Annotated in this window: 25 protein-coding genes; 13 read left to right on the top strand and 12 right to left on the bottom strand. The window is 63.0% G+C overall.

The window, feature by feature from the left end:
* Positions 1-18 precede the first annotated feature (18 nt).
* The gene (locus X751_RS15445) at positions 19-1,020 is read right to left on the bottom strand and encodes an alpha/beta fold hydrolase (RefSeq protein WP_050592365.1); all 1,002 of its coding nucleotides are present in this window, start codon (positions 1,018-1,020) and stop codon (positions 19-21) included.
* Positions 1,021-1,195: 175 nt separating this feature from the next.
* Between X751_RS15445 and X751_RS150230 the strand changes: the two genes are divergently transcribed.
* The 7 genes from X751_RS150230 (at position 1,196) to X751_RS150260 (ending at position 5,569) form a co-directional block, all read left to right on the top strand.
* Positions 1,196-1,936: a competence/damage-inducible protein A gene (locus tag X751_RS150230; RefSeq protein ID WP_023681539.1), complete on the top strand. Its 741-nt coding sequence runs from the start codon at positions 1,196-1,198 to the stop codon at positions 1,934-1,936.
* A 98-nt stretch (positions 1,937-2,034) separates the two neighbouring features.
* Complete coding sequence (locus tag X751_RS150235; protein ID WP_023681540.1) at positions 2,035-2,868, top strand: universal stress protein; 834 nt, start codon at positions 2,035-2,037, stop codon at positions 2,866-2,868.
* Positions 2,869-2,955: 87 nt separating this feature from the next.
* Entirely contained in the window at positions 2,956-3,456 is a 501-nt protein-coding gene (gpt, locus tag X751_RS150240; RefSeq protein ID WP_023667540.1) for a xanthine phosphoribosyltransferase, read from the top strand.
* A gap of 208 nt (positions 3,457-3,664) precedes the next feature.
* The gene (locus X751_RS150245) at positions 3,665-4,162 is read left to right on the top strand and encodes an NUDIX hydrolase (RefSeq protein ID WP_023667541.1); all 498 of its coding nucleotides are present in this window, start codon (positions 3,665-3,667) and stop codon (positions 4,160-4,162) included.
* Between the two features lie 185 nt (positions 4,163-4,347).
* Positions 4,348-4,668 (top strand): helix-turn-helix domain-containing protein, encoded by a 321-nt coding sequence (locus X751_RS150250; RefSeq protein WP_023681541.1) that lies wholly within the window; start codon positions 4,348-4,350, stop codon positions 4,666-4,668.
* On the top strand, positions 4,665-5,129 hold the full coding sequence (locus X751_RS150255) for an SRPBCC family protein (protein ID WP_023681542.1): 465 nt from the start codon (positions 4,665-4,667) through the stop codon (positions 5,127-5,129). Before X751_RS150250 ends, X751_RS150255 begins: the two co-directional genes overlap by 4 nt.
* Positions 5,130-5,155: 26 nt before the next feature.
* The gene (locus tag X751_RS150260; RefSeq protein ID WP_023681543.1) at positions 5,156-5,569 is read left to right on the top strand and encodes a GFA family protein; all 414 of its coding nucleotides are present in this window, start codon (positions 5,156-5,158) and stop codon (positions 5,567-5,569) included.
* Positions 5,570-5,612: 43 nt separating this feature from the next.
* Here X751_RS150260 and X751_RS150265 read toward each other — a convergent pair whose 3' ends face one another.
* The 6 genes from X751_RS150265 to X751_RS150290 form a co-directional block, all read right to left on the bottom strand.
* Positions 5,613-7,418, bottom strand: coding sequence for an ABC transporter ATP-binding protein (locus X751_RS150265; protein ID WP_023744826.1), 1,806 nt, complete (start codon positions 7,416-7,418; stop codon positions 5,613-5,615).
* 389 nt (positions 7,419-7,807) lie between these two features.
* Positions 7,808-8,218, bottom strand: a complete 411-nt coding sequence (locus X751_RS150270) for a GNAT family N-acetyltransferase (protein ID WP_023744825.1) — start codon at positions 8,216-8,218, stop codon at positions 7,808-7,810.
* Positions 8,219-8,288: 70 nt separating this feature from the next.
* Positions 8,289-9,239 carry a hypothetical protein gene (locus X751_RS150275; RefSeq protein ID WP_050592364.1) on the bottom strand — a complete coding sequence of 317 codons (951 nt, stop codon included), beginning with the start codon at positions 9,237-9,239 and terminating at the stop codon, positions 8,289-8,291.
* A gap of 13 nt (positions 9,240-9,252) precedes the next feature.
* Positions 9,253-10,137, bottom strand: coding sequence for an SPFH domain-containing protein (locus tag X751_RS150280; protein WP_023744823.1), 885 nt, complete (start codon positions 10,135-10,137; stop codon positions 9,253-9,255).
* A gap of 36 nt (positions 10,138-10,173) precedes the next feature.
* Complete coding sequence (locus tag X751_RS150285) at positions 10,174-11,889, bottom strand: NAD+ synthase (RefSeq protein ID WP_023681548.1); 1,716 nt, start codon at positions 11,887-11,889, stop codon at positions 10,174-10,176.
* A 62-nt stretch (positions 11,890-11,951) separates the two neighbouring features.
* On the bottom strand, positions 11,952-12,668 hold the full coding sequence (locus X751_RS150290) for a DNA-3-methyladenine glycosylase I (RefSeq protein ID WP_023744822.1): 717 nt from the start codon (positions 12,666-12,668) through the stop codon (positions 11,952-11,954).
* Between the two features lie 91 nt (positions 12,669-12,759).
* Between X751_RS150290 and X751_RS150295 the strand changes: the two genes are divergently transcribed.
* Together X751_RS150295 and X751_RS150300 are read left to right on the top strand one after the other, a co-directional pair.
* Entirely contained in the window at positions 12,760-13,323 is a 564-nt protein-coding gene (locus X751_RS150295) for a DUF1003 domain-containing protein (protein WP_023667551.1), read from the top strand.
* Positions 13,320-13,928: a DedA family protein gene (locus tag X751_RS150300; protein WP_023667552.1), complete on the top strand. Its 609-nt coding sequence runs from the start codon at positions 13,320-13,322 to the stop codon at positions 13,926-13,928. The genes X751_RS150295 and X751_RS150300 overlap by 4 nt, the downstream gene beginning before the upstream one ends.
* A 3-nt stretch (positions 13,929-13,931) precedes the next feature.
* Here the strand turns inward: X751_RS150300 and X751_RS150305 are convergent, their stop codons facing one another.
* The 3 genes from X751_RS150305 to X751_RS150315 all read right to left on the bottom strand — a co-directional run bounded on the left by X751_RS150305 (position 13,932) and on the right by X751_RS150315 (position 15,417).
* Complete coding sequence (locus X751_RS150305) at positions 13,932-14,519, bottom strand: hemerythrin domain-containing protein (protein ID WP_023667553.1); 588 nt, start codon at positions 14,517-14,519, stop codon at positions 13,932-13,934.
* Positions 14,520-14,562: 43 nt separating this feature from the next.
* Positions 14,563-14,922, bottom strand: a complete 360-nt coding sequence (locus X751_RS150310; RefSeq protein ID WP_023667554.1) for a diacylglycerol kinase — start codon at positions 14,920-14,922, stop codon at positions 14,563-14,565.
* A gap of 75 nt (positions 14,923-14,997) precedes the next feature.
* Positions 14,998-15,417, bottom strand: coding sequence for a GFA family protein (locus X751_RS150315; RefSeq protein WP_023667555.1), 420 nt, complete (start codon positions 15,415-15,417; stop codon positions 14,998-15,000).
* Between the two features lie 338 nt (positions 15,418-15,755).
* On the opposite strand from X751_RS150315, the gene X751_RS150320 reads away from it, so the two are divergent.
* The 3 genes from X751_RS150320 (at position 15,756) to X751_RS150330 (ending at position 18,060) form a co-directional block, all read left to right on the top strand.
* Positions 15,756-16,826 carry a GGDEF domain-containing protein gene (locus X751_RS150320; protein ID WP_023695418.1) on the top strand — a complete coding sequence of 357 codons (1,071 nt, stop codon included), beginning with the start codon at positions 15,756-15,758 and terminating at the stop codon, positions 16,824-16,826.
* A 105-nt stretch (positions 16,827-16,931) separates the two neighbouring features.
* On the top strand, positions 16,932-17,330 hold the full coding sequence (locus tag X751_RS150325) for an MbcA/ParS/Xre antitoxin family protein (RefSeq protein ID WP_023695419.1): 399 nt from the start codon (positions 16,932-16,934) through the stop codon (positions 17,328-17,330).
* Positions 17,290-18,060, top strand: a complete 771-nt coding sequence (locus tag X751_RS150330; protein ID WP_023744821.1) for an RES family NAD+ phosphorylase — start codon at positions 17,290-17,292, stop codon at positions 18,058-18,060. The genes X751_RS150325 and X751_RS150330 overlap by 41 nt, the downstream gene beginning before the upstream one ends.
* A 58-nt stretch (positions 18,061-18,118) precedes the next feature.
* Here the strand turns inward: X751_RS150330 and X751_RS150335 are convergent, their stop codons facing one another.
* Positions 18,119-19,492 carry a 3-deoxy-7-phosphoheptulonate synthase class II gene (locus X751_RS150335; RefSeq protein ID WP_023688326.1) on the bottom strand — a complete coding sequence of 458 codons (1,374 nt, stop codon included), beginning with the start codon at positions 19,490-19,492 and terminating at the stop codon, positions 18,119-18,121.
* Between the two features lie 265 nt (positions 19,493-19,757).
* Between X751_RS150335 and X751_RS150340 the strand changes: the two genes are divergently transcribed.
* The gene (locus X751_RS150340; RefSeq protein ID WP_023691173.1) at positions 19,758-20,372 is read left to right on the top strand and encodes a hypothetical protein; all 615 of its coding nucleotides are present in this window, start codon (positions 19,758-19,760) and stop codon (positions 20,370-20,372) included.
* On the opposite strand, the gene mfd is transcribed toward X751_RS150340, so the two are convergent.
* Positions 20,369-23,860 carry a transcription-repair coupling factor gene (gene mfd / locus X751_RS150345; RefSeq protein WP_023744820.1) on the bottom strand — a complete coding sequence of 1,164 codons (3,492 nt, stop codon included), beginning with the start codon at positions 23,858-23,860 and terminating at the stop codon, positions 20,369-20,371. The two genes, X751_RS150340 and mfd, sit on opposite strands and share 4 nt — an antisense overlap.
* Between the last annotated feature and the right edge of the window lie 5 nt (positions 23,861-23,865).

Raw genomic sequence — 23,865 nt, 5'->3', positions numbered from 1 at the left:
GGATATCAGCCGAATGGTTCAGTGAAATTGTTGTGAGGCTGTGGTGAGGTCTTGGCCGGCGAATGTCCGCTCGGCAATGCGCTTGATGAAGGTGATGACGCGGTCCGGCTCGTCGAATTGCGGCATGTGGCCGAGGCCTTCGACCGTCTCGAAATCGAGCCCTTCGATCCTGTCCTTCATCGGCTCCCCATGTGTGCCCATGGCGATGACGCGATCGGCTGTCCCGAAGAAAATGCCGGCCGGCATGGCGATCTCTCCATAGCGCTCTTCGATGCGGCCAAGATCCTCTTCGACCGCCACGAAATCGGTGGAGGTCGCATGGAAATGGCTTGGCCTCAGCCCGAGCCATCCGCCGCCATCGATCATGTAGTCGGCGGGAACGGCCTGCGGCGAGAAGATGAACTCCAGTGTCCGCCGCGCATATCCGAGGCTTGTCGGTATCGCGACGGTGTAGGCCATGATCCAGCGCCAAATCCTCGAACGGATATAGAGCAGTCCCGCTTTCTCGCGGACGCCGGCTTCCAGATGGGTCAGCGGCGCCAGCAAGGCGATGCCGGAAATCGCGTCGGGATGTTCCACGGCCAGGGTCAGCGCGACGGCGCCGCCCAGGGAATGCCCGACCACAAGCGGCCTTTCCAGCGCGAGCGTTTCGATGAAGCGCCTTATGATCTCGGCCTGCTCAGGCAAGCGGCCGGTGGCTCCTTTGGCCCGCACCGAATAACCCGATCCCGGCCGGTCGAGCGCGATCAGCCGGTAACCGGGGCCGAAGCGGTTGAACAGCGTGTGCCGGAACTGATGAAGCTGGGCGCCAAGTCCGTGCACGAACAGGATCGGCCGTCCCTCGCCCGTTTCGATATAATGGACGCGGCTGCCGTCGATCTCGACGAAGTTTCCGCCGGCCGGCACCAGCCTTTCGGCCTTGGCGGCAATCCAGAGCGTTGCCGCGACCAGGCAGGCTACGATGACGAGAGCCAGCACGGACAGGCCGGCAACAAGCCACAGCAGAATTGATACCAGCATGTTTTCACCCGGGAAGCGGATCGGCGCGCACCATCACCCACTGACGAACGCTCGGCAAGGCAGATGGCGGCTTGTGTCGGCATTGCCGCCAGTTCAATGGCGCGCTATCTCAGGCGACCTTCTTTCTGCCTCAGGCGACCTTGTCTGCCAACGGGCCTGTTTGCCGGAGCCTTCCATGCCTGAAATCGTCACTGCCGCCATGCTTGTCATCGGCGACGAGATTCTGTCCGGCCGCACCAAGGATAAAAATATCGGCCACCTCGCCGACATCATGACGGCCATCGGCATCGACCTGAAGGAAGTGCGCATCGTTCCCGACGAGGAGGACGAGATTGTCGCTGCGGTGAATGCCGTACGCGCCCGCTACACCTATGTCTTTACTACCGGTGGCATCGGCCCGACGCATGACGACATCACCGCCGATTCCGTTTCCAAGGCTTTTGGGGTGCCGTGCGAATACGACGCCAAGGCCTATGCCATGCTGGGCGAGAGCTATGCCGCGCGCGGCATCGAATACACCGAGGCCCGCAAGCGCATGGCGCGCATGCCGCGCGGCGCCGACCATATCGACAATCCGGTCTCCGTCGCGCCCGGCTTTCGCATCGGCAACGTCCATGTCATGGCCGGCGTGCCGGCGATTTTCCAGGCCATGCTCGACAATGTCGTGCCGACGCTGAAGGCCGGCACCAAGATGCTGTCGGCCACCGTCCATTGCCCGTTCGGCGAAGGCCTGATCGGCGGTCCCCTGGGCGACATCCAGAAGGCGCATCCCGACACCATCATCGGCTCCTATCCGAAATATGGCGACGGCAAATTCTGGACGGAGCTGGTGGTCCGCGCCCGCAGCCAGGAGGCGCTGGATTCGGCACGCAAGGACGTCGAGGCGATGGTGGCCGGCTTCACCGCCGCCAATTGACCCTGGGTTCGCGGACCATCGCCGGGCCGGAACCAAGCACCGCACTCCCACGTTTTCCCTCGGGCGCAGCACGCGCTGGCAGATTTGAGGGATTTCGCATGCGCTTCAAGACCATCGTCGCCATATTGCAGAACGAACAGGACGCCGAACGCGTGCTCGACTGCGCCATCCCGCTTGCCGACCGGTTCGAGAGCCATCTCATCGGCATCCATGCCGAAGCGCTGCCCGTTCCCTACACCTCGGCAACCGGCTTCCCCGACACCGAGTTCCTGCAGGTCTCCGCCGACATGAACCGCGAGCGCGCCGAGAAACTGCAGGCGCTTTTCGTTGGGCGGATCGAGAATTCCGGCCTTTCCTTCGAATGGCGCAGCCTCGAGAGCTTTTCCGGCGACAGCGCGCTGACGGGTATTTCCAGCGTGCGCGCCGCCGATCTGATTATTGCCGCGCAGCGCGAGACCGGGGGCGACACGAGCGCCGATGTCGACACGCTGGTTTACGATGCCGGCCGGCCGGTGCTGGTGGTGCCGCATGAGGGGCCATTGGTCACCACATTCAAACATGTGCTGCTGGCCTGGAACGGCAGCAAGGAGGCGGCGCGTGCCGCCTTCGACGCGCTGCCCTTCATCATCGAGGCCGAGAAAACCGACATTCTGGTCATCGATCCGCCGGATACGCTGGATGACAACCCGGAAGCCGCCGGCGCCGAGATCGCCGCGGCACTCTCCAGGCATGGCGCAACGGTCAGCGTGTCGGTGCAGAAATCGGGCAATGCTTCGGTCGATGACGTTATCCAGACCCGGATCGCCGAGACCGGAGCCGACCTTCTGGTGCTCGGCGCCTACAGCCATTCCTGGCTGCGTCAGCTTTTGTTCGGCGGCGTCACGCGCACCGTGTTGCGCAGCGTGCCGGTGGCGGCCTTTTTGTCGCGGTAACCCCACAGACTGGCCCCGCCCTTGCCAATGCCCTGACTTTCCAGTTAATTCCGCGCGCATTCCACAATGGTGCGCGCGGAGTGCAGAATGTCCCTTCCCGAAAAAGCCTTTCCGGTCTCCTGGGACCAGTTCCACCGCGATGCCCGGGCGCTCGCCTGGCGGCTTGCCGGCGCCAACAAGGGTCAGTGGAAGGCCATCGTCTGCATCACCCGTGGGGGCCTGGTTCCCGCTGCCATCATCTCACGCGAACTCGGCATACGCGTCATCGAGACGGTCTGCGTCGCCTCTTATCACGACTACACCAGCCAGGGGCAGTTGCAGGTGCTGAAGGAGATCACCCCGGCGCTGCTCGCCGATGATGGCGCGGGCGTGCTGATCATCGACGACCTCACCGACACCGGCAAGACGGCAGGCATCGTGCGCGCCATGATGCCCAAGGCGCATTTCGCCACCGTCTACGCCAAGCCGAAAGGCAGGCCGCTGGTCGACACCTTTATCACCGAAGTCAGTCAGGACACCTGGATCTACTTTCCCTGGGACATGGGTTTTACCTACCAGAAGCCGATCGCCGACGATCACGCAGGCTGATTCGCGCCAGCCCCATTTCTGCCCAGACGGCCAAACCCGCCCCGTTTGCTATGAAAACAGGCACTGGAAGGGACAATATTCTGTCGAATCGACAGCTGTTGGCGGAGTTTGACGGGTCGGTGTGAGGTTTTTTACTTTTAAGACTTACACTTGTCGGTAAGATTCATACGGCGGCTAACGATTCTGAGGGCTGGGGTAGCTTTCACTGATGCTGACGACACCGGCGACACACGACCATCTGGCTGAAAGGGTCCGCAAGCTCTTCGGCACTTCGCCTTGTCGCCTGCAGGTTGCCGCTTTGCCATGGCGCAATAACGAAGACGGCGTCGAGATCATGCTGATCACCAGCCGAGACACCGGGCGTTGGGTGCTGCCGAAGGGCTGGCCCGAGGCCAGGGAGCCGCTCTGCGAGGCAGCGGCGCGCGAGGCGGGCGAGGAAGCCGGATTGCGTGGCAAGATTTCGCTTTTCGAGGCCGGTCGTTACTTCTACGCCAAGGCCCTCGCGTCCGGCGAGGAAGTCCCTTGCGAAGTGCTGGTGTTTCCGCTGCAGGTCGAGCACGTTGCCGACCGCTGGAAGGAAAAGCGCGCGCGCACCCGCAAATGGGTCAATGGGGCCGAGGCCGTACGCATGGTCAACGAGCCGGACCTCTGCCAGATCATCGCCCATTTCTGCGCCGATCCCGACAAGTTCGTCGTTAGAGCCTAGCTCACAGCCACCGCTGCATAGTCCTGCGCGCCCGCACCGGTTCTTGCCCCGATTCCGGGCTCGGTGCTTCGCTCCGCGCGCCAGCAATCCGACACTATAAATCCCTCCCCTTCAGGCCAAGCTTAGCCACAGCTTGACATGCAGGCATTTACCTGCATATTGTGTCTTCAAGATGAGTGAGACCGATGGACGCCGACAAGGTTTTCAAAGCGCTGGGCGACCCGACCCGCAGAATGCTGCTCGATCTTCTGTGTGAGAAGAACGGCCAGACGCTCGGCGAGCTTTGCGAAAATCTCGACATGGCGAGGCAATCCGCCACGCAGCACATCGATCTGCTGGAAGCGGCCAATCTGATCAGCACGGTCAAGCGTGGCCGCGAGAAGCTGCATTTCATCAACCCCGTGCCGCTGCACGAAGTCTACGAGCGGTGGGTGCGAAAATTCGAACGGCAGCGGCTGAGCCTGCTGCACGACCTGAAACAAGAACTCGAAGGAGACGACCAATGACCCGGGAAACCACCAGTTTTGTCTACGTGACCTACATCAGATCGACGCCACAAAAGGTGTTCGAAGCCATCACCAGGCCCGATATCGCCAAGCGCTACTGGGGCCACGAAAACGTCTCCGACTGGAAGCCCGGCTCGAAATGGGAACACATCCGCGCCAATGACGAACGGACCGTCGAACTCGTTGGCAAGGTCGTCGAGATCTCGCCGCCGACCCGCCTGGTCATGAGCTGGGCCAACGCCTCGCAGGCCGACGATCCCACCAAGCACAGCCGGGTGACGTTCGCCATCGAGGAATACGACACCATGGTCAAGCTGACCGTCAGCCATGACGAGCTCGAAGCCGGCAGCGGCATGGCCAAGGGCATCAGCCAGGGCTGGCCGGCCGTGCTGTCCAGCATGAAATCCTTCCTCGAAACCGGCACAGGCATCGACCTGTTCGCCAAGCCGAAATCGGCCTGAAGCAATCTGACAGCGGGAGAACGACAATGACCAGGCACTATACCGGCGGCTGCGCCTGCGGCGCGATCCGCTATGAGGCCAGCGGCGAGCCGATCTTTCAGAACCACTGCCAATGCCTCGATTGCCAGAAGCGCAGCGGTACTGGCCATTGTTCCTATGTGACCTTCGGCCGGCGCGCTGACGTAAAGATCACCGGCGAGCCGAGCACATGGCGGATGATCGCCGACAGCGGCAATGAAAAAGCCCAGGCCTTTTGCCCGACCTGCGGCACGCCGGTCTACGTAACGTTCGTCGCCATGCCGGAGGTGACGGCGATCCAGGCCACGAGCCTCGACGATCCCGGCCAGTTCGACCCGCAGGCGGTCACCTACACCGTGCGCGGCCACGTCTGGGACACGATCGACCCAGCGCTTCAGCCATTCGAGCGAATGCCTGGATGAACCAGGCAGAGCCCTATCCCTCGGATAGGGCTCTGCGTTCAGCTCAGATCACCAGGCCCTTGGTCAGTTCCAGCGCCTGCCGCTCGAACAGGCGGCGGTAGATGCCGCCCTTCAGCCGGATCAGCTCGTCATGCGAGCCTTCCTCGACGATCTTGCCACGGTCGAACACGAGCAGCCTGTCCAGCGCCCGCACCGTCGACAGACGGTGCGCGATGACCAGCGTCGTGCGGCCAACCATCAGCCGCTCCATCGCCTGCTGGATCAGCACTTCCGATTCCGAATCGAGGCTCGATGTCGCCTCGTCCAGGATCAGGATGCGCGCATCCGCCAGGAAGGCGCGTGCGATCGCCACCCGCTGGCGCTCGCCGCCCGACAGCTTCACGCCGCGTTCACCGACCAGCGTGCCGTAGCCCTTCGGCAGGCTGGTGATGAAGTCGTGCGCGCTGGCGAGCTTGGCGGCATGCTCGATCTCGGCCTGCGTGGCGTCCGGACGGGCGTAGGCGATGTTTTCCGCCAGCGAGCGGTGGAACAGGATGGGCTCCTGCTGGACGATGGCAATCTGCGCGCGCAGCGACGCCTGTGCAACCTGGGAGATGTCTTGGCCATCGATCAGTATCCTGCCGCCGCTGACATCATAGAGACGCTGGATCAGCTTCACGAAGGTCGTCTTGCCCGAGCCGGAATGACCGACCAGTCCGACCCGCTCGCCCGCCGCTATCTCCACCGAAAAGTCGCGGTAGAGCGGCAAGCGATGGCTACCATAGTGGAAGGTGACGTTATCGAAGGCGATGTGGCCATGCGTGATCCGGATCGGCTTGGCGCCGGGCCGGTCCTCGACGCCGAGCGGTTGCGACTGGAAATCGACCAGTTCCTCCATGTCGTTGACCGAACGCTGCAAATTGCGGATATGCGTGCCGATGTCCCTGAGGTAGCCCTGCAGCACGAGGAACGAGGTCAGCACGAAGGCGACATCGCCCGCACTTGCCTGGCCCCAGGCCCACAGCATCAGCGACAGGCCGATTACTGCCGTCCGCAGCACCAGCAGCATGGCGCCTTGCGTCGTGCCGTTGATGGTGCCGCGCACCCAAGTGCGGCTGGTCCGCGCGCGCCATTTGGCGACGACCTTGGCAAGACGCGTTTCCTCGCGCGTCTCGGCGCCGAAACCCTTGACCACGGCATTGCAGCTCACCGCATCGGCAAGCGAGCCGCCAAGCCGCGTATCCCAGCTGTTGGCGAGCCGTGCCGCGGGCGCGACATAGCCGAGCGACAGCAGCGCCGTCACCGTGATGAACAGCACCGAACCGACTGCCACGACCAGCCCCATCAGCGGCCAGAACCAGCCGAGCAGCAACGTCGAGCCGACCAGCATGGCGACCGACGGCAACAACGCAATCAGGATGGTGTCATTGAGCAGGTCGAGAGCCCACATGCCGCGCGTGACCTTGCGCACCGTCGATCCTGCAAAGCTGTTGGCGTGCCAGTCGGTTGAGAAGCGCTGCACGCGATGGAACGCGTCGGCGGCGATGTCGGCCATCATCTTCAGCGTCAGCTCGACAATGCCCATGAAGGCGAGGTTGCGCAGCACCACGCCGGTCAGCGCCAAAGCGATGAGCGCGAAGAACGCCGCCATTGCCGCGTTCCACGCGACATCGTCAGCCAACGCACTGCTGGCGACGGCGTCGACCAGCCGGCCGGAATAGAGCGGCGTCAAGACGTCGGCCAGGGTCGACAGCAGGAAGCTGCCCATGATCAGCGAAAGCCGCCACGGCTGGCGCCGCCAGTGGCTGAGCGTGAAGCCAAGAACGCTGCGAAAGGCGCTTGCACGCAGATCGATTCGAAAACGAGTCATGGTGTCATCCGGGCGCAAATCTGCCCGGTCCCGGTAAGGTCTGAAAATTGAAAACCGCGCTGGGCAATTCGCCCGGCTGCGGAGGTTCGGCATAGGTGGCGGCGCGCCCCGGTTTGTCGGGTGGCGACCGGCATCGGCAGAAGCCTGTACTCGACCCGGCATCGGTGCGAAGGGCAAACCTTCGCCGGACGCCAGGTGAGACCTAGGCTTCGCGGCCTCGCATTACCATGTGAAATACTGCCATTCGGACCTCCCGCAAGACACTTGCGGAGAGGTCCTTATAGAGACGCCATGAAGGATCGCCAAGGCCGGGCACGTGGCAAAGCGTAACTGGTCCAACCAGTGAGGTTATTTTGCAACAACAGCCGGTCAACCCCCCTCGCTATGCGTCATTCCGGGTTGCGATCGAGGCGCATGTAGCGGCCGTCGGTTGATGCCTTGAAGCCCAGCTTCTCATAAAGGCCATGCGCGTCACTGGTCGACAGGCTCCAGTGCGAGACCGTGCTGAGTTCAGGGTGGTCGATGAGCGCCTGCACCAGTTGCAAGCCAATGCCTTGGCCGCGATGCTGCGGCCAGATGATGATGTCGGCGAGATAGGCAAACACCGTACGGTCGGTGATGGCCCGGCCAAAACCGACTTGATTCCCATCCAGATAGGCGCTGGCGCAAAGCGAGTTCGCAAAGGCGCGGCGATGAAACTCATCGCTGCGACCGTCGCCCCAATAGCTGGCCATCAACAGGTCGGAGGTCGCCCGGAAATCGATCCGTGACATGTCGAAGCTGATTTCACAGTCGGGCATGGTGCATCGCAAAGAATGGCGGGCGGCCGAATTCAGTCCGGCCGGTGATTTGGCTGCCCACGTGGCGCGTTTATGGCACCACGAGATAGGCCTTCTGGTCGGCGATCGCGATGGTCACGTCGGTGCCGGAATTGAACTCGACGAAATCGAGCTCCATCCCGTCGCTGAAGATGACGCCGCCCCTGCTCTGCCGCGAAGAAACCACCAGCGGCCGGTCGCGGGTGATGACGCCATGCACAAGCGACACGCCGGTCGTGTTGCTCGGAAACGGTTCGCGCACCGAAAAGAACAGCTGTTCGCCTTCGCGATCGTAGCCTTGCGGCGGCACGGTCGGCACGGAGTTGTCACCATAGGCCGCGGCCAGTCCCGCGGCGCCCGCCATAACCGAGCGCAGCCAGCCGGTGGAGCCGGCGCCCGTGGAGATGATAATGCCGCTCGACGACTGGCGCTCGGTCCTGCCGCCATAGGTCAACTCGTAGCGCGCCGAGACATGCGTCGAGGCGCCGACGTACAGATCGTTGAAGGCGATCAGCCGGCGTCCGTCATTGGAGCGCGCTTCGGCCATCACCACCGCCTGGCGCTTCGCCTTGCCGGCGATCGTCAGGCCGAGGACCTTTTCGGTATCGTCGGCATTCCACGGCAGCAACACGCCGTCGAAAAGCGCCGGGTTCGGGTTGATGCCGATCAGCGGCTGGTACGGGAGGTACTTCGCGGTGTTGGACACCAGCCCGTCCTGACCGAGCGCGATCACCGCGTCGGAGCCGAATTCGAACTGCGGTACCAGTTCGCGGTCGAGCCGCAACTGTTTGAGGCCTTGGGGAAGCGAACCCATCACCCGGTCGAGCGCATGGTGATAGACGTCATGCGCCGCCTTGACCGGGTCGAAATTCATGCCGGCCTGCCGGAGATAAAAGCGCGCCTGTCCCTGCGTGTTGAAGCGCGTCGTCAGCTCCTCCAGCTCGGTCTTGCGGGTGACGACGATCACCCGGTCGATCGGCCTGCCGCTCTGGTCGCTTGCCACCCGTGCTTGCCTTTCAGGACCCGGCTTTCGGCGTGGAAAGCTGGCTGAGCGCGCTGGTGAGCATGTCAGGCGTGATCGACAGATTGCCGACCGAACCGCCCTTTTCCGCCCAGGCCTTGAAGGCCATCGCCGTCAGCACGTGGGCGGGCGCCGACGAATAGACGGTCAGTTCCAGCTGCTGCGCCTTGGCTTGCGCCTCGGCAAGCGTCAGCTTGTTGCGCGCTTCGGTGTCGACCAGCAGCTTGTTGCGTTCGGCAAGCTCGATTTCGGTCGCCAGTTCGCTCTGCTTGATCTCGCGCTCCTTCTCCACGCCCCAGGCACGGCGCCCATAGATCGCCGCATCGGCCTGGCGCTGCAGCGCCTCGCGATATTCGGTCTGGAGCGCCTTGCGGATCTCCGGCGTCGGCTGGACCGAGGTGATGTGGACCTCCTCGATCGACAGGCCGGCGGTTGCCGCAATCGGATCGTTGCGCAGGAGTTCGGCGAGATTGCCGCCGAGCTTGGTCACCTCGGCCAGCGCCTGTTCCAGCGTCATGCTCGAAACCACCGCGCGGGCGCGGCTCTGTATCGCAAGCACCAGGCGCTCGGCGATCTTCTCCCGGCCGTCGCCGACGACGTCGGCACGGCTGAGCTTGGCGCTGAAATCAAAACCTTCGGCTGCCTTGAGTGGATCGATGATGCGGTAGCTGACCGACCCCTGGATTGCCAGATCCTGGAAATTCGCCGTCGTCTCGGTGAAGATGAAGGGGTTATCGAGCGACGTCACCGGCACCATCGCTATCGTGGTGCCTAACGTGCCGTACCAGAAGGAGATGCCGCGCCCCTGCTCCCTGATCTTGCCGTTCTTGAAGCGCAGGATGTGATACTCAGGCGTTCCCTTGAAATAGCTGATAAACATGCGCCCCCCCCAAGGTTCATCAATTTAATCAGATGTTTAGCCGCGATCCCTGAAACGGTTGGTGATGGGATAGCGGCGGTCGCGTCCAAAATTCTTACGGGTGATCTTCACACCCGGCGCCGCTTGCCGGCGTTTGTACTCGGCAATGTAGAGCAAATGTTCGACGCGCGTCACCGTCGCCCGGTCGTGGCCGCGCGCGACGATGTCGTCGACGCCCATTTCGTTCTCGACCAGGCATTCCAGAATGTCGTCCAGCACCGGATAGGGCGGCAGCGAATCCTGGTCGGTCTGGTTCTCGCGCAATTCCGCCGACGGCGCCTTGTCGATGATATTCCTGGGGATCACCTCGCCTGAGGGACCGAGCGCGCCCGGCGGCACATGGCTGTTGCGCCAGCGCGACAGCGCATAGACCTGCATCTTGTAGAGGTCTTTTATCGGGTTGAAGCCGCCATTCATGTCGCCATAAAGCGTGGCGTAGCCCACCGACATCTCGCTCTTGTTGCCCGTGGTGACGACCATCGAGCCGAACTTGTTGGAGATCGCCATCAGGATCGTGCCGCGCGCGCGGCTCTGCAAATTTTCCTCGGTAATGCCTTCCTTGGTGCCCTCGAAAAGCTGCGCCAGCGTATGCAGAAAACCCTCGACCGGTTCGAAGATCGGCACGATGTCATAGCGGCAGCCAAGCGCACGGGCGCAATCCTCGGCATCCTTCAGCGAATCCTCCGAGGTATAGCGGTAGGGCATCATCACCGCCCGCAGCCGCTCCTCGCCGAGCGCATCGACGGCCAATGCGGCGCAGATCGCCGAATCGATGCCGCCGGAGAGACCCAGCACGACGTTCTTGAAGCCGTTCTTGTTGACGTAGTCGCGCAGGCCGAGCATGCAGGCGCGGTAGTCCGCCTCCTCGCGCTCGGGGATTTTCGACATCGGCCCTTCCGAGCAGACCCAGCCGTCGAACTCTTCTGCGTTTTGCGCGCCTGCGGCGACGCGGTTGCGCTTCCAGGTGGTGACGTCGACAGTTTCCTCGAACTGGCTCATCTGGAAGGCGAGCGTCTTGTCGGCGCCGATGGCAAAAGAGGCGCCGTCGAAGATCAGCTCATCCTGGCCGCCGATCTGATTGGCATAGATCATCGGCAAACCGGTCTCGATGACCTGGCGGATAACGACCTGATGGCGCACGTCCATCTTGGCGCGGTAGTAGGGCGAGCCGTTCGGCACTAGCAGGATTTCCGCGCCGCTCTCGGCCAGGGTTTCACAGATGCCAACGTCGCCCCAGATGTCCTCGCAGATCGGAATTCCGATGCGCACACCACGGAAGTTGACGGGTCCCTGAGCCTCGGGCCCGGCCTGGAAGACGCGCTTCTCGTCGAACTCGCCATAGTTTGGCAAATCGAGCTTGTAGCGCTCGGCGAGGATCTTGCCGCCATCGGCGACGATGATCGAATTGTGGGTGCCGCTCTTGCGCTTCAGCGGCGTGCCGATGATGACGCCCGGCCCGCCATCGGAGGTATCCGCGGCGAAATCCTGAGCGGCCTTCTCGCAAACCTTGAGGAAGGCCGGCTTCAGCACCAGATCCTCCGGCGGATAACCGGCAAGGAAAAGCTCGGTGTAGAGCACGATGTCGGCGCCCTGGCGGGCGGCATCCGCCCTCGCCTCGCGCGCCTTGGCAAGATTGCCGGCGACATCGCCGACCGTCGGGTTGAGCTGGGCAACGGCGATGCGCAGAATATCGGGTGCGGTCTTCTGGGTCATCTGTGCGGTTTAGCGCGGCAAATTTGCCCGAGCAATGGCGTTCGTTTGGACCAATTCGGTGATCAGTCGTCGCCCATATATTCGCGCAGCGATTGCGGCGAATGGTTCTCTCCCATCGACATCGCCAGAATGCGCGAAATGTGCCGGCGCGGCAGGCCGGTTTCCTGCGCCCATTTGTTGATCTGCGCCTGAATCCTGTCGAGATCCCTCTTCGACGTCGGACTTTCCGCGATGTCGAGGCCGGCGTCACGCAAAGCCGCGACCATATCGGCCGAGATGACGAAGGCGTCCCATTGCAGCCAGCGCAGGAAATACTGGCCGGTGTTGCCGCCAAGCCGGCTGCCATGCTTGCCGAGATACGCCATCAGCCCGACCTGGTCGTCGTCAGGCCACTCCGCGAGGAATTTGCCGAAACCGCCATGTTCCTTCGACACACGCTCAACGAAGGCGGCGTTGTCGCGGACGGATTTGATCTTCTGCGGGTTGCGCACGATGCGTTGATCAGCCGTCAGGTCGTGCCAGAAGTCATCAGGTTGAAACAACAGCCGTTTCGGCTCGAAATGGAGAAAGGCTTCCTCGAAGCCCGGCCATTTCTGTTCGATGACGCGCCAGACGAAGCCGGCGGCAAACACCCGCTCGGCCATCGTCGACAGGATGCGATCGTCCGTAATGTCGGCAACAGCAGCATTGTCAGACGCCGGCCCGAGCAGCGACGTCAGCACCGCGTCGCCGCCTTTGCGTTTTGCAGCACGGGCGCGAATCTTCGCGAAATCGGGCATCCTGCATCCTCGCGCCGCGCTTTTGACGAAACGCCATCTTCCTATATGCAAACAAGGCTGCCAAGCCGACGCTTTTCCTATGGAGACATCCATGCACAAGACCGTGCCAGAACTTGCCAACCGCTGGTTGAGGCGAACGCCTGAAACCCTCAGCGAGCTCGAGCGGCGGGTGTTGCAGAGCACTGTCGACCGCAAGCCCATCTCGCAGGATATCAACGACAGCCTCACCGGCCTTCAGGGCGCCGGCGACCGGATCGCCGATGCCATTGCCCGCATCGGCGGCTCGTGGACGTTCATCCTGTCCTTCATTGCTTTTCTGGTGCTGTGGATCGGCGCCAATTGGTGGCTGCTCGGGCGAGACTCGTTCGACCCCTACCCCTTCATCTTCCTAAACCTGGTGCTGTCGATGATCGCCGCCTTGCAGGCGCCGGTGATCATGATGTCGCAGAACCGCCAGGCCGCGCGCGACCGCATCGACGCCGCGCATGACTATGAGGTCAACCTCAAGGCCGAGATCGAGATCATGGCTCTGCATGAAAAGCTGGACGAACTGCGCCACAGCCAGATCATCGGCGTGCGCGAGGACATCGCGCGCCTGGCCGAACAGGTGAACCGCATAGACGAAAAACTGTCGGGCCGGCAAACCTCTCAATGACCGGGATCGTCCATCACCTCATCGAGCAATATGGGTTGATCGCGGTTTTCATGGGCTGTGTCGCCGAAGGCGAAAGTGCGGCCATCCTCGGCGGCTTCTTCGCCCATCAGCATGTCTTCATCCTCTGGAAGGCTTTCCTCACGGCCGCCATTGGCGCCTTCGTCGGCGACACGTTTTTCTTCATTCTCGGCCGCAGCTTTGCCGACCATCCCAGGGTGCTGAAACTGAAGGCGAGGCCCGGCTTCAACCACGCCTACCGTCTCGTCTCGTCCCATCCCAACATATTCGTCCTGTCCAACCGCTACATCTATGGCCTGCGCCTAGTCGGCGGCATCGCGGCCGGTTTCGCCAGCATTTCGGTAGCGCGCTTCGTTATCCTCAACGCGGTGTCGTCGCTGGTCTGGGCGGCTTTGTTCTGCGGCATCGGCTACGTCTTCGGCCTCGGCGCCGAGCAGATGATAGGCAAGGCACTGCTCCATCACGAACGGCTGCTGATCGCGCTTGCCATAGGTCTGGGTGTCGCCATCATTGCCTGGCTCATCGCCCGCACCGTCGCCGGCAAGGAGCGCGCCAAGGACGCCCGCGACAGCGAAACCACATCGTAAGGTTCAGTCGTCGTCCTCGACCAGAGCCCGGTCGCCGCGATCGAGGATCAGCGGGATGATGAGATCTTCCTCGTCGGCCAGATGCCGCTTCAGCATGGCGATCAGCCGGCTGTTCTCGTCCGCATAGGCGTCGGCGGCGAAGCGCTGCCTGTCCTCGCTCTCCTCGAGCGTGCGGATGAAGGCGTTCGCCGTCTCGGCGTTGCGCTCCAGCCCCTCATGAATGGTGTGATGGTCGGCATCGAGGATTTCGAAGCCGCGCTTCAGGCGCGGCTCCGCCTTGGCGAAAGCCGGGAAATATTGGTAGTCCTCGACATTGTGGTGGCCGTCGAGATTGCCGAGAAAGTGGTTCAGCCGCGGCGCGAACCAGCGCGCGAAATCCGGCGCCGTCAGCCTGCCTTCGCGATAGTCGCCAATGCCGTTGGTGAGCATGCCGCCCAGCTCTCGGAACATGTCGTGCCGCTGCAGCCACATGTTTGCCATGCCGTGGATGTTGGCGTGGCCCTGCCATGTCTCGCGCGGATATTTTTCCGCCAGCCAGCGCAGGTCTTCCGGCAGGCCGGCTCTTTCAAGCAGCAGAAAATTGGCTTCCACGACGTCAGTCTCCTTTGGTGACTAACATATGGGAGCGTTCAGATCAGATCGGTAGTCCCGTGATGCGCTCGATGAGGGCGATTCCCCAGACGCCGGCGACGATAACAACCGAAATCAGCACCGCCAGCGAGCCGCAGTCCTTGGCGAGCTGGATGTCGACGTTGAACTCGCGACTGAAGGCATCGCAGGCTGCCTCGATGCCGGTGTTCAGCACTTCGACCATGATGAGCAGCAGCACCGCGCCGATCAACAGCGCGTAGCCGCGCCACGAGACCGAGACGAACCAGCCGAGCGGCAGCGCCAGCACCAGCAGCATCAGTTCCTGCTGAAATGCCCTTTCGCTGGCGGCGAGCTTGCGAAAGGCTCGCACAGAATTGAAGTAAGCACCGATCAGCCGCTGCATGCCGCATCCCCTTCGAATCACCGGCAGGGGATATCGCAATGGCTGGATCAAGGGAATAAGGCAGCCGCCGCAAAATCACTCCTCCGCAACCTTGATCGTCGGCGTCGACTTCTCGAACTGCGGCAGTCCATCGTCGATCGTATAGTAATCGCCCTTGTCGCCGACAAAGATGTGGCATTGGCCTTCGAGCCCGGTCGGGTTGTCGAACGATCCGGCCAGAACTGAGACATAGGCATCCTGACCCGGCTTCCAGAACAGCACCGAGCCGCAGATCTTGCAAAAGCCGCGCTTGGCAAAGGAAGACGATTCGTACCAGCTGATGTTGTCGGCGCCGGTTATCGTGATGTCGCCGTCGGCGACGTTGGTCGCGGCGTAAAAATGCCCGCTCTGCTTGCGGCACTGCGAACAGTGGCAATAAATGACTCCGCGCAACGGCCCTCGCGTCTGGAAACGCACGGCTCCACACAGGCAAGATCCGCTGTGGTTGTTGCTCATCCCTGCCTCCACCAGCCATCGTTCACGGCTTCGCCGCTGGCCGAGAGGATTTCAGTTTTGCCGCAGCCGGGCACCGGCAAATGCGACATGGGGTGGGCGTGTTCGGACCTGACCTCAGGATCTTTGCAAACCATTTCTGCAGCCTGCGGTAGAACGGACGCGTTACCTGGCGGCACATTAAGGAAACTTTAGCGCCGGCGCATCTATAGTCGTTGCCAAGCGAATGTCGCGATTGGGGACGTGTCTTTCGCAGGATGATCCGAAATACGGCTGGCACTCTCCGGTCGGCGGCATCTCGCACGGTCTGCGATGGTTCCCAGAGGCAGAGTGAACAGAACATGCAGCCGGCAGCCGTCCAGACCGACCGAAACAGCGACATTGCAACAGCCGTTGTGGCGACCATGCGTCAGCTCGGTGTGCTTGGCCTGCCGCGCAATTACGAAATCTTCTACGAAGCACTGAAAGGCACCAACCGCGAACTCGGCCTGGCCGTCGTCGCGCTCGGCAACCAGCCGACGCAGGACGATCTCGACCGCATCGGCCGCGCTTTCTTTGCCCAGCATCACGGTCCCGGCATTGTCGAGCAGGCGCGCGACGTGCTGGCCAGGGAACTCGAGGACATCGCCTTGCTGCTGCGCAGCGAACGTAGCCATATCGAGAAATACGGCAAGATCCTCGATGAGACATCGAGTGGCCTCGCCAACCGCAGCCTGCTTTCGCAGGATCTGCTGCAGAAGGTCGCCAGCGCCATGGCGGCGGCCACCAACTCGACCCTCGACCACGGCAAGCAGGTTGCAACCACGCTGAGCGACAAGACGGCGGAACTGGAGAGCGTCAAGTCGAAGCTTGAGGAGTACAAGCGGCTCGCCGACACCGACCCCCTGACCCATATCTGGAACCGCCGCGCCTTCGACAAGCAAATCACGGCGATTTACACCTCCAACAAGGGGATCCTGTTCAACGCCCTGATCCTTGCCGACATCGACCATTTCAAGGGTGTCAACGATCGCTACGGCCACCCGGTCGGCGACAAGATCATCCAGATCGTCGCCGACATCTTCCAGACCAGCATCCGTGAAGACATGTTCGTTGCCCGCACCGGCGGCGAGGAATTCGCGCTGATCGTCGAGGGCGCCAGCGAGGATACCACTTACGAGATCGCCGAACGCATCCGCGTGCTGATCGAACAGACGCCGTTCACCAGCAGCCAGACCGGCGCCAATTACGGCACAGTGACCGTTTCCATGGGCATCTGCATGGCTTCCGAAGCGGAAAGCCCGGAGGATCTTTACACCAAGGCGGACCGGGCGCTCTACCGCTCCAAGGTTGGCGGGCGCAACCGCGTCACCCGGCACTCGACAATGGCCGGCCGCACCGGCAAGAACTGGCTGCTATACAAGAAAGACTGACGCTTCGGCGTGCAGCTAATTCCCGGGCACAGGCAAATTTATCGGATCCCGCCTCTTTCCATATGAATTTCCGTGGACTATATTTTCCATGGAAAGAGAGAGGCCATGTCTGTTACACAACCCAATGCTGCCGCCCCTGATCTGACCGTGAAGGCGGCCGAAAACGCGGTTCTGACCAAGGCCACGCTGCGCGCCGCCGAACTCTTGGATATAACCGCCAGGGTGCTTGCGTCGATCATCGGCGTCTCGGAAGCCACGGTTTCACGCATGCGCAGGCAGGAATTCCTGCTGGAGCGCGGCACCAAGCCGTTCGAACTCGCGGTGCTGTTCGTGCGGCTGTTCCGTTCGCTCGACGCCATTGTCGGCGGTGACGAGACGATAGCCCGGGCATGGCTGAAGAACGCCAATACCGCGTTCGATGGCAGCCCGCTTGAAAAGATCCTCACCATTACCGGGCTTGTCGATGTCATTGCCTATCTGGACTCCCGACGCGCTCTCGTCTGAAGCCGTCCGGCTCGACGGCAAATACTGGCGCATGGTCGAGGCGCAGCACCGCGTCTCGACGCTGAAGATCGTCGACACGCTGGACGAACAGGCGCTGCTCGAGGATCTGATCGAGGAGACCAAGCCGCAGATCCCCATGGAATGCCGGCATCTCCACTATCTCTTGGCGACGCCCTTCCGCTACGGCTCGATCTATCCCTACGGCTCGCGCTTCCGCCGCGCCGGCCGCACCCTGGGCGTCTACTATGCGGCGGAGACGATCATGACGGCGGTCGCCGAAATGGCCTTCTACCGCCTGCTGTTCTTCGCCGATTCGCCCGACACGCCATGGCCGCGCGACGCCGCCGAATACACCGCCTTCGCCGCCGCGATCCATACCGACAATGCCATCGACCTGACGCGGCCGCCGCTCGACCGCGATCGGGCCCATTGGACGCATCCGACCGACTATGCCGCCAGCCAGGCGATTGCCGATGTCGCGCGTGAGGCTGGGCTGGAGGCGATCCGTTACCGTTCGGCGCGCGACCCGAAGGGCGTCAATGTGGCGCTGCTGACATGCCGCGGCTTTACCAAGGCCAAGCCGCTGGAGCCGCACACATGGCGCATCCGGCTAGGCTCCCTCGGCGTCCAGGGGATCTGCGAATTTCCGGAAAGGCGCATCGAGTTTTCCAGAACCGCCTTCGCCAATGATCCCCGGCTCAACGGATTGCGCTGGGAACGCGGGCGTTGATCAAACGAAAAAGCGCCGGATTTCTCTGGCGCTTATCATTTCAATTCTGAAAACGGGTTCAGCCGTTAGCCACCTGCTTGTGCTGCACCGGATGGCTCTTCTTCAAGAGATCCGACACCAGGAACGCCAGCTCGATCGCCTGGTCGGCGTTGAGGCGCGGGTCGCAATGGGTGTGATAGCGGTCCTGCAGCTCCTCGGCGGTGATGGCGCGGGCGCCGCCGGTGCATTCGGTGACGTTCTTGCCGGTCATCTCGACATGGATGCCGCCGGGGTGCGTGCCTTCGGCGCGATGCACCTCGAAGAAGGTCTGCACTTCCTTGAGGATGCGGTCGAACGGCCGCGTCTTGTAGCCGGCAGCCTCGATCGTATTGCCGTGCATCGGGTCGGACGACCACACGACGCTGCGACCTTCCTTCTGCACCGCGCGCACCAGCTTCGGCAGATGGTCGGCGACCTTGTCGGAGCCGAAGCGGGCGATCAGCGTCAGCCGGCCCGGCTCGTTCTCCGGATTGAGCAGGTCGATGAGCTCCAGCAGGCCGTCAGTCGTCAGCGACGGGCCACATTTGAGGCCGAGCGGGTTCTTGATGCCGCGGCAATATTCGACATGCGCATGGTCGGGCTGTCGGGTGCGGTCGCCGATCCAGATCATGTGGCCCGACGTTGCGTACCAGTCGCCGGAGGTCGAATCGACGCGGGTCAGCGCCTCTTCATAGCCGAGCAGCAGCGCCTCGTGACTGGTGTAAAAGTCGGTCTCGCGCAGCGCGTAGTTGGTCTCCGAGGTGATGCCGACGGCCTTCATGAAGTCCATCGTCTCGGTGATGCGGTTGGCGAGCATGCCATACTTCTCGCCTTGCGGGCTGTCGGAGACGAAGCCCAGCATCCAGCGATGCACATTCTCCAGGCTGGCGTAGCCGCCTTGGGCGAAGGCACGCAGCAGGTTAAGCGTCGCCGCCGACTGGCGGTAGGCCATTTCCTGGCGGGCCGGGTCGGGAATACGCGACTTGGGGTCGAACTCGATGCCGTTGATGATGTCGCCACGGTAGCTTGGCAGCGTCACCTCGCCCTTGGTCTCATTGTCGGACGAGCGCGGCTTGGCGAACTGGCCGGCGACACGGCCGACCTTCACCACCGGCTGCGCGCCGGCAAAGGTCAGCACCACCGACATCTGCAGGAAGACGCGGAAGAAGTCGCGGATGTTGTCGGCGCCATGTTCGGCGAAACTCTCGGCGCAATCGCCGCCCTGCAGAAGGAATGCGTCGCCGGCAGCGACAGCCGCAAGCTGCTTCTTCAGCTTGCGCGCCTCACCGGCAAAAACCAGCGGCGGAAAGGTGGCGAGCTGGGCTTCCGTGTTCTTCAGCGCGGCGAGGTCCGGATAGGCAGGAACCTGCTTGATCGGCTTTGCTCTCCAAGAATTCGGCGACCATTTCGTCATCGCTGCACCCAAACGCTCTTTCCAGCAGGCTTTTGCCCGCCATTCCCGCCCCATATGGGGATGGCGGCTCCATACACGAAGCCGATTTTCTATTCTAGACCGGAATTCAAGCGCTGGCGAATGATGGGGAGCTCCATGCCGCGACCCACTTTGGCTTCTTATCTTCGCGACGGCTGTGCAATATCCCTTGGTGCCAGAATCGATCCTCACCGATGTAGTCGCGCCGGTCATCGTCCGCTGCGCAACAATTCTCCATGGAGTCCCTATGTCCGTGTCCGCCTACCTTGACCGCGTGCGCCGCGAGCAAGGCCTGTTTACGATCGAAGAGGTTGTTGGCCTGTCCGAGCGCGGCAACGTGATCTACGACCCCTACTCCACGCTGATTTCCGCAGGCGCCGTCATCGGGCGAGGCAACGTCTTCTTCCCCGGCGTCTACCTGTTCTGCACCGACGGTGGCGCGCTGGAGATCGGCGACGCCAACATTTTCCACGCCAACACACTGTTCGAAGCATCCGCCGGCGCAATCCGCGTCGGCTCACGCAACCAGTTTGGCGAAGGCGGTTTTACTGCAAAGGCCAACAGGCCGGGAGCCTCGATCGTGATCGGCGATCAAGGCCGCTATCTCAACGGCGCGGCGGTGTTCGGTGAGACGGTGCTCGGTTCGGGCAGCCAGCTTCTCGGCGCGATCACCGTCGACAGTTGCCGGCTGGAACCGGGCGGCAGTTTTCGTGAGTCCGACCCCGACCGCCGGGCCGGATTGCTGAAAGGCGCCGGCGCCGCGCGCGGCTTCACCGTGCCTGCCGGGCACGTCATCGTCGGCGCCGGCACGTTCTCGGCATCCGACCTGCAGTTGCAGTCGAATTTCCATCCGAAAGTCTAGGTGGCCACCAGCCGCGCCAACTGCGTCATGACGACAGCCGAGCCCGCCAGACGCTTCTCGGCTGTCGGCCAGTCGCGGATGAAGACCACGCTGTGGTCGGCCCTGATCTTGGCCAGCGAGCCCTGTTCGCCGATGTACTTGACCAGCCCGACCGGGTTGGAAAACTCGCGCTTGCGGAAATGGATGACGACGCCCTTGGGGCCGGCATCGAGTTTTTCGACATTGGCCCTGCGGCAGAGTGCCTTGATGAAGACGATCTTGAGCAGATGCTTCACTTCCTCCGGCAGCGGGCCGAAGCGGTCGATCAGCTCGGCGCCGAAAGCATCGATCTCCTCTGTGTTTTCGAGATCGCCAAGGCGGCGGTAGAGCGCCAGCCTGAGCTGAAGGTCCGGCACGTAGCTTTCCGGGATCATGACAGCCGTGCCGACAGCGATCTGCGGCGACCAGCCGCCGTCCTGGACCTCGCCGGAGTCCTTCACCTCGGCCACCGCCTCTTCCAGCATCTGCTGGTAGAGCTCGAAGCCGACCTCCTTGATGTGTCCGGATTGTTCTTCGCCGAGTAGATTGCCGGCGCCCCTGATGTCGAGGTCGTGGCTGGCGAGCTGGAACCCGGCGCCAAGCGTGTCCAGCGACTGCAGCACCTTCAGCCGGCGCTCGGCCGTGTCGGTGAGCTTGCGGTTGGCCGGCAGCGTGAACAACGCATATGCCCGCACCTTGGAACGGCCGACGCGGCCGCGCAGCTGGTAGAGCTGCGACAGGCCGAACATATCGGCGCGATGGATGATCAGCGTGTTGGCGGTCGGAATGTCGAGCCCGGATTCGACGATGGTGGTCGACAACAGCACGTCGTACTGGCCGTCATAGAAGGCGTTCATGATGTCGTCGAGTTCGCCCGGCGGCATCTGGCCATGGGCCACCGCCACCTTCAGCTCGGGGACGGATTCGCGCAGGAAGTCATGGATTTCGGCGAGATCGCTGATGCGCGGAACGACATAGAAGGAATGGCCGCCGCGATAGCGTTCGCGCAGCAGCGTCTCGCGGATGACCAGCGGGTCGAAAGGCGAGATGAAGGTGCGCACCGCCATGCGGTCGATCGGCGGCGTGGCGATCAGCGACAGTTCGCGCACGCCGGTCAAGGCAAGCTGCAGCGTGCGCGGGATCGGCGTCGCCGACAGCGTCAGCACGTGGACGTCGGTTTTGAGGTCCTTCAGCCGTTCCTTGTGCTTGACGCCAAAATGCTGCTCCTCGTCGATGATCAGCAGGCCGAGATTCTTGAACGAGATCGCCGACCCGAGCAGTGCATGGGTGCCGATGACGATGTCGACCTGCCCCTCGGCGATGCCTTTCTTGGTTTCCGCCAGTTCCTTGGCGCCGACCAGCCGCGAGGCCTGGCTGACGCGGATCGGCAGGCCGGAGAAGCGCTGCGAAAAGGTCTTGAAATGCTGGCGCGACAACAGCGTCGTCGGCACCACGACCGCGACCTGGAACCCTTCCATCGCAGCGATGAAGGCGGCGCGCAACGCCACTTCGGTCTTGCCGAAGCCGACATCGCCGCAGATCAGCCGGTCCATCGGCTTGCCGGCGCCGAGATCGTCCACGACGGCATCGATCGCGCCCTGCTGGTCGTCGGTCTCCTCATAGGGAAAGCGCGCCGAGAATTCGCCGTAAAGCCCTTCCGCCGGCACCATGGGCGGCGCGGTACGCATCTGGCGCTCGGCGGCAATGCGGATCAGCTGTCCGGCCATGTCGAGCAGGCGCTTCTTCAGCCGCGCCTTGCGCGACTGCCAGGCGCCGCCGCCGAGCTTGTCCAGCGTCGCCTCGGCTGTGTCAGAGCCGTAGCGCGACAGAAGCTCGATGTTTTCCACCGGCAGGAACAGCCGGTCGTCGCCGGCATAGTGGATTTCCAGGCAGTCATGCGGCGCGCCGACCGCCTCGATGGTGCGCAGGCCGATGAAGCGGCCAATGCCGTGATCGGCGTGGACGACGATGTCGCCGGCCGACAGCGACGAGGCCTCGGCGATGAAATCCGACGCGCGCTTCTTGCGCTTCGAGCGGCGGATCAGCCGGTCGCCCAGAATGTCCTGCTCGGCGACGACAACCAGCTGTTCGGTCTCGAAGCCGGATTCCAGCGGCAGCACGGCGAGTGCCGCCTGCCCCGGCTCGAGCTTTTCCGCCTCGGCCAGCGTCGCCACCGGCACGAGTTTGCCGAGATGGTGCTCGGCCAGGATCTGGCCAAGCCGGTCGAGCGAGCCTTCGGTCCAGCCGGCGACGATGACCCGGCGGCGCGCCGCGCGCTCGTCAGCGATGTGTTTTACGACGACATCGAAGACGTTGATGTTTGGGTCAGCCCGTTCCTCGGCAAAGCTGCGGCCATGGCGCGAGCCGCCATGGAAGACCTTCTTGGCCCCGACATCGGGCGCGTCGAAGGCGGTGAAGTCGATGGCTTCGCGCGGTCCGAGCGACGCTACGAGGTTTTCCGGTGAGAGATAGAGCAGGTCCGGCGCCACCGGCTTGTAGGGCACGGCGTCCTTCAAGGCGGCGTCGGCCTGTTTGCGGCGCGCTTCGTAGTGGTCGAGGATCAGCGTGTGACGCTCAGCCAGCGCTTCGTGCGCCAGATGGTCGAAGATGACAGGCGCATCCGGCAGATAATCAAACACTGTCTCCAGCCGCTCGTAGAACAGCGGCAGCCAGTGCTCCATGCCGGCAAAGCGCCGCCCTTCGCTCACCGCCGCATAAAGGCCGTCGTCGCGCTGCGGCGCGCCAAAGGCTTCGATATAGGAGCGGCGGAAGCGGCTGATGGTTTCGGGGGTCAGCGCCACTTCACTCATCGCCTGCAGCGCCATCGACTTGCGCTGGCCGGTGGTGCGCTGCGTGGCGGCGTCGAAGACGCGGATCGATTCCAGCGTGTCGCCGAAGAAATCGAGCCGCAGTGCTTCCGTCCAGCCGGGTGCGTAGAGGTCGAGGATGCCGCCGCGCACGGCGAATTCGCCGATACCGCGCACCGTCGGCACCCGCTCGAAGCCGGAAATCTCCAGCCGGGACACCAGCGCGTTCATGTCGATCTGGTTGCCGGGCTTTGCGTGGAAAGTCTGCGCTTCGACCAGATCGGCCGGCGGAATGCGCTGCAGCAGCGCATTGGCAGTGGTCAGGATGACGGCGCGATGCGGCTTTTTCGCCAGCGCGATCATCGCCGTCAGCGCGTCGAGCCGCTTGGCGGCGGCATCGGAGCCGGGAGAAACGCGGTCATAGGGCAGGCAATCCCAGGCCGGCAACTCCAACACCGGCAGGCCGGGGGCGGCAAAGGTCAGCGCCTCGATGATCGACGGCAGGCGCTGGCCGTCGCGCGCCACGAACAGCACCGGTTTGTCAGGCGCAATCTCATGGATCGCCTGCACCAGCGCAAAGGCTTCGTAGCCATCGGCAACGCCGTCGACGATGAACTGGCCGGCGCGGCCTTTCGGCAGACCGATTCTGGGAATGAGGCTCATGGTTG

Origin of the sequence: Mesorhizobium sp. LNJC394B00 (genome assembly GCF_000502555.1) — a bacterium.
In the GTDB taxonomy this organism is placed as follows: Bacteria; Pseudomonadota; Alphaproteobacteria; order Rhizobiales; family Rhizobiaceae; genus Mesorhizobium.
Note: the sequence above shows the minus strand (reverse complement) of the source record. Positions and strands in the feature narration are given on the sequence as shown.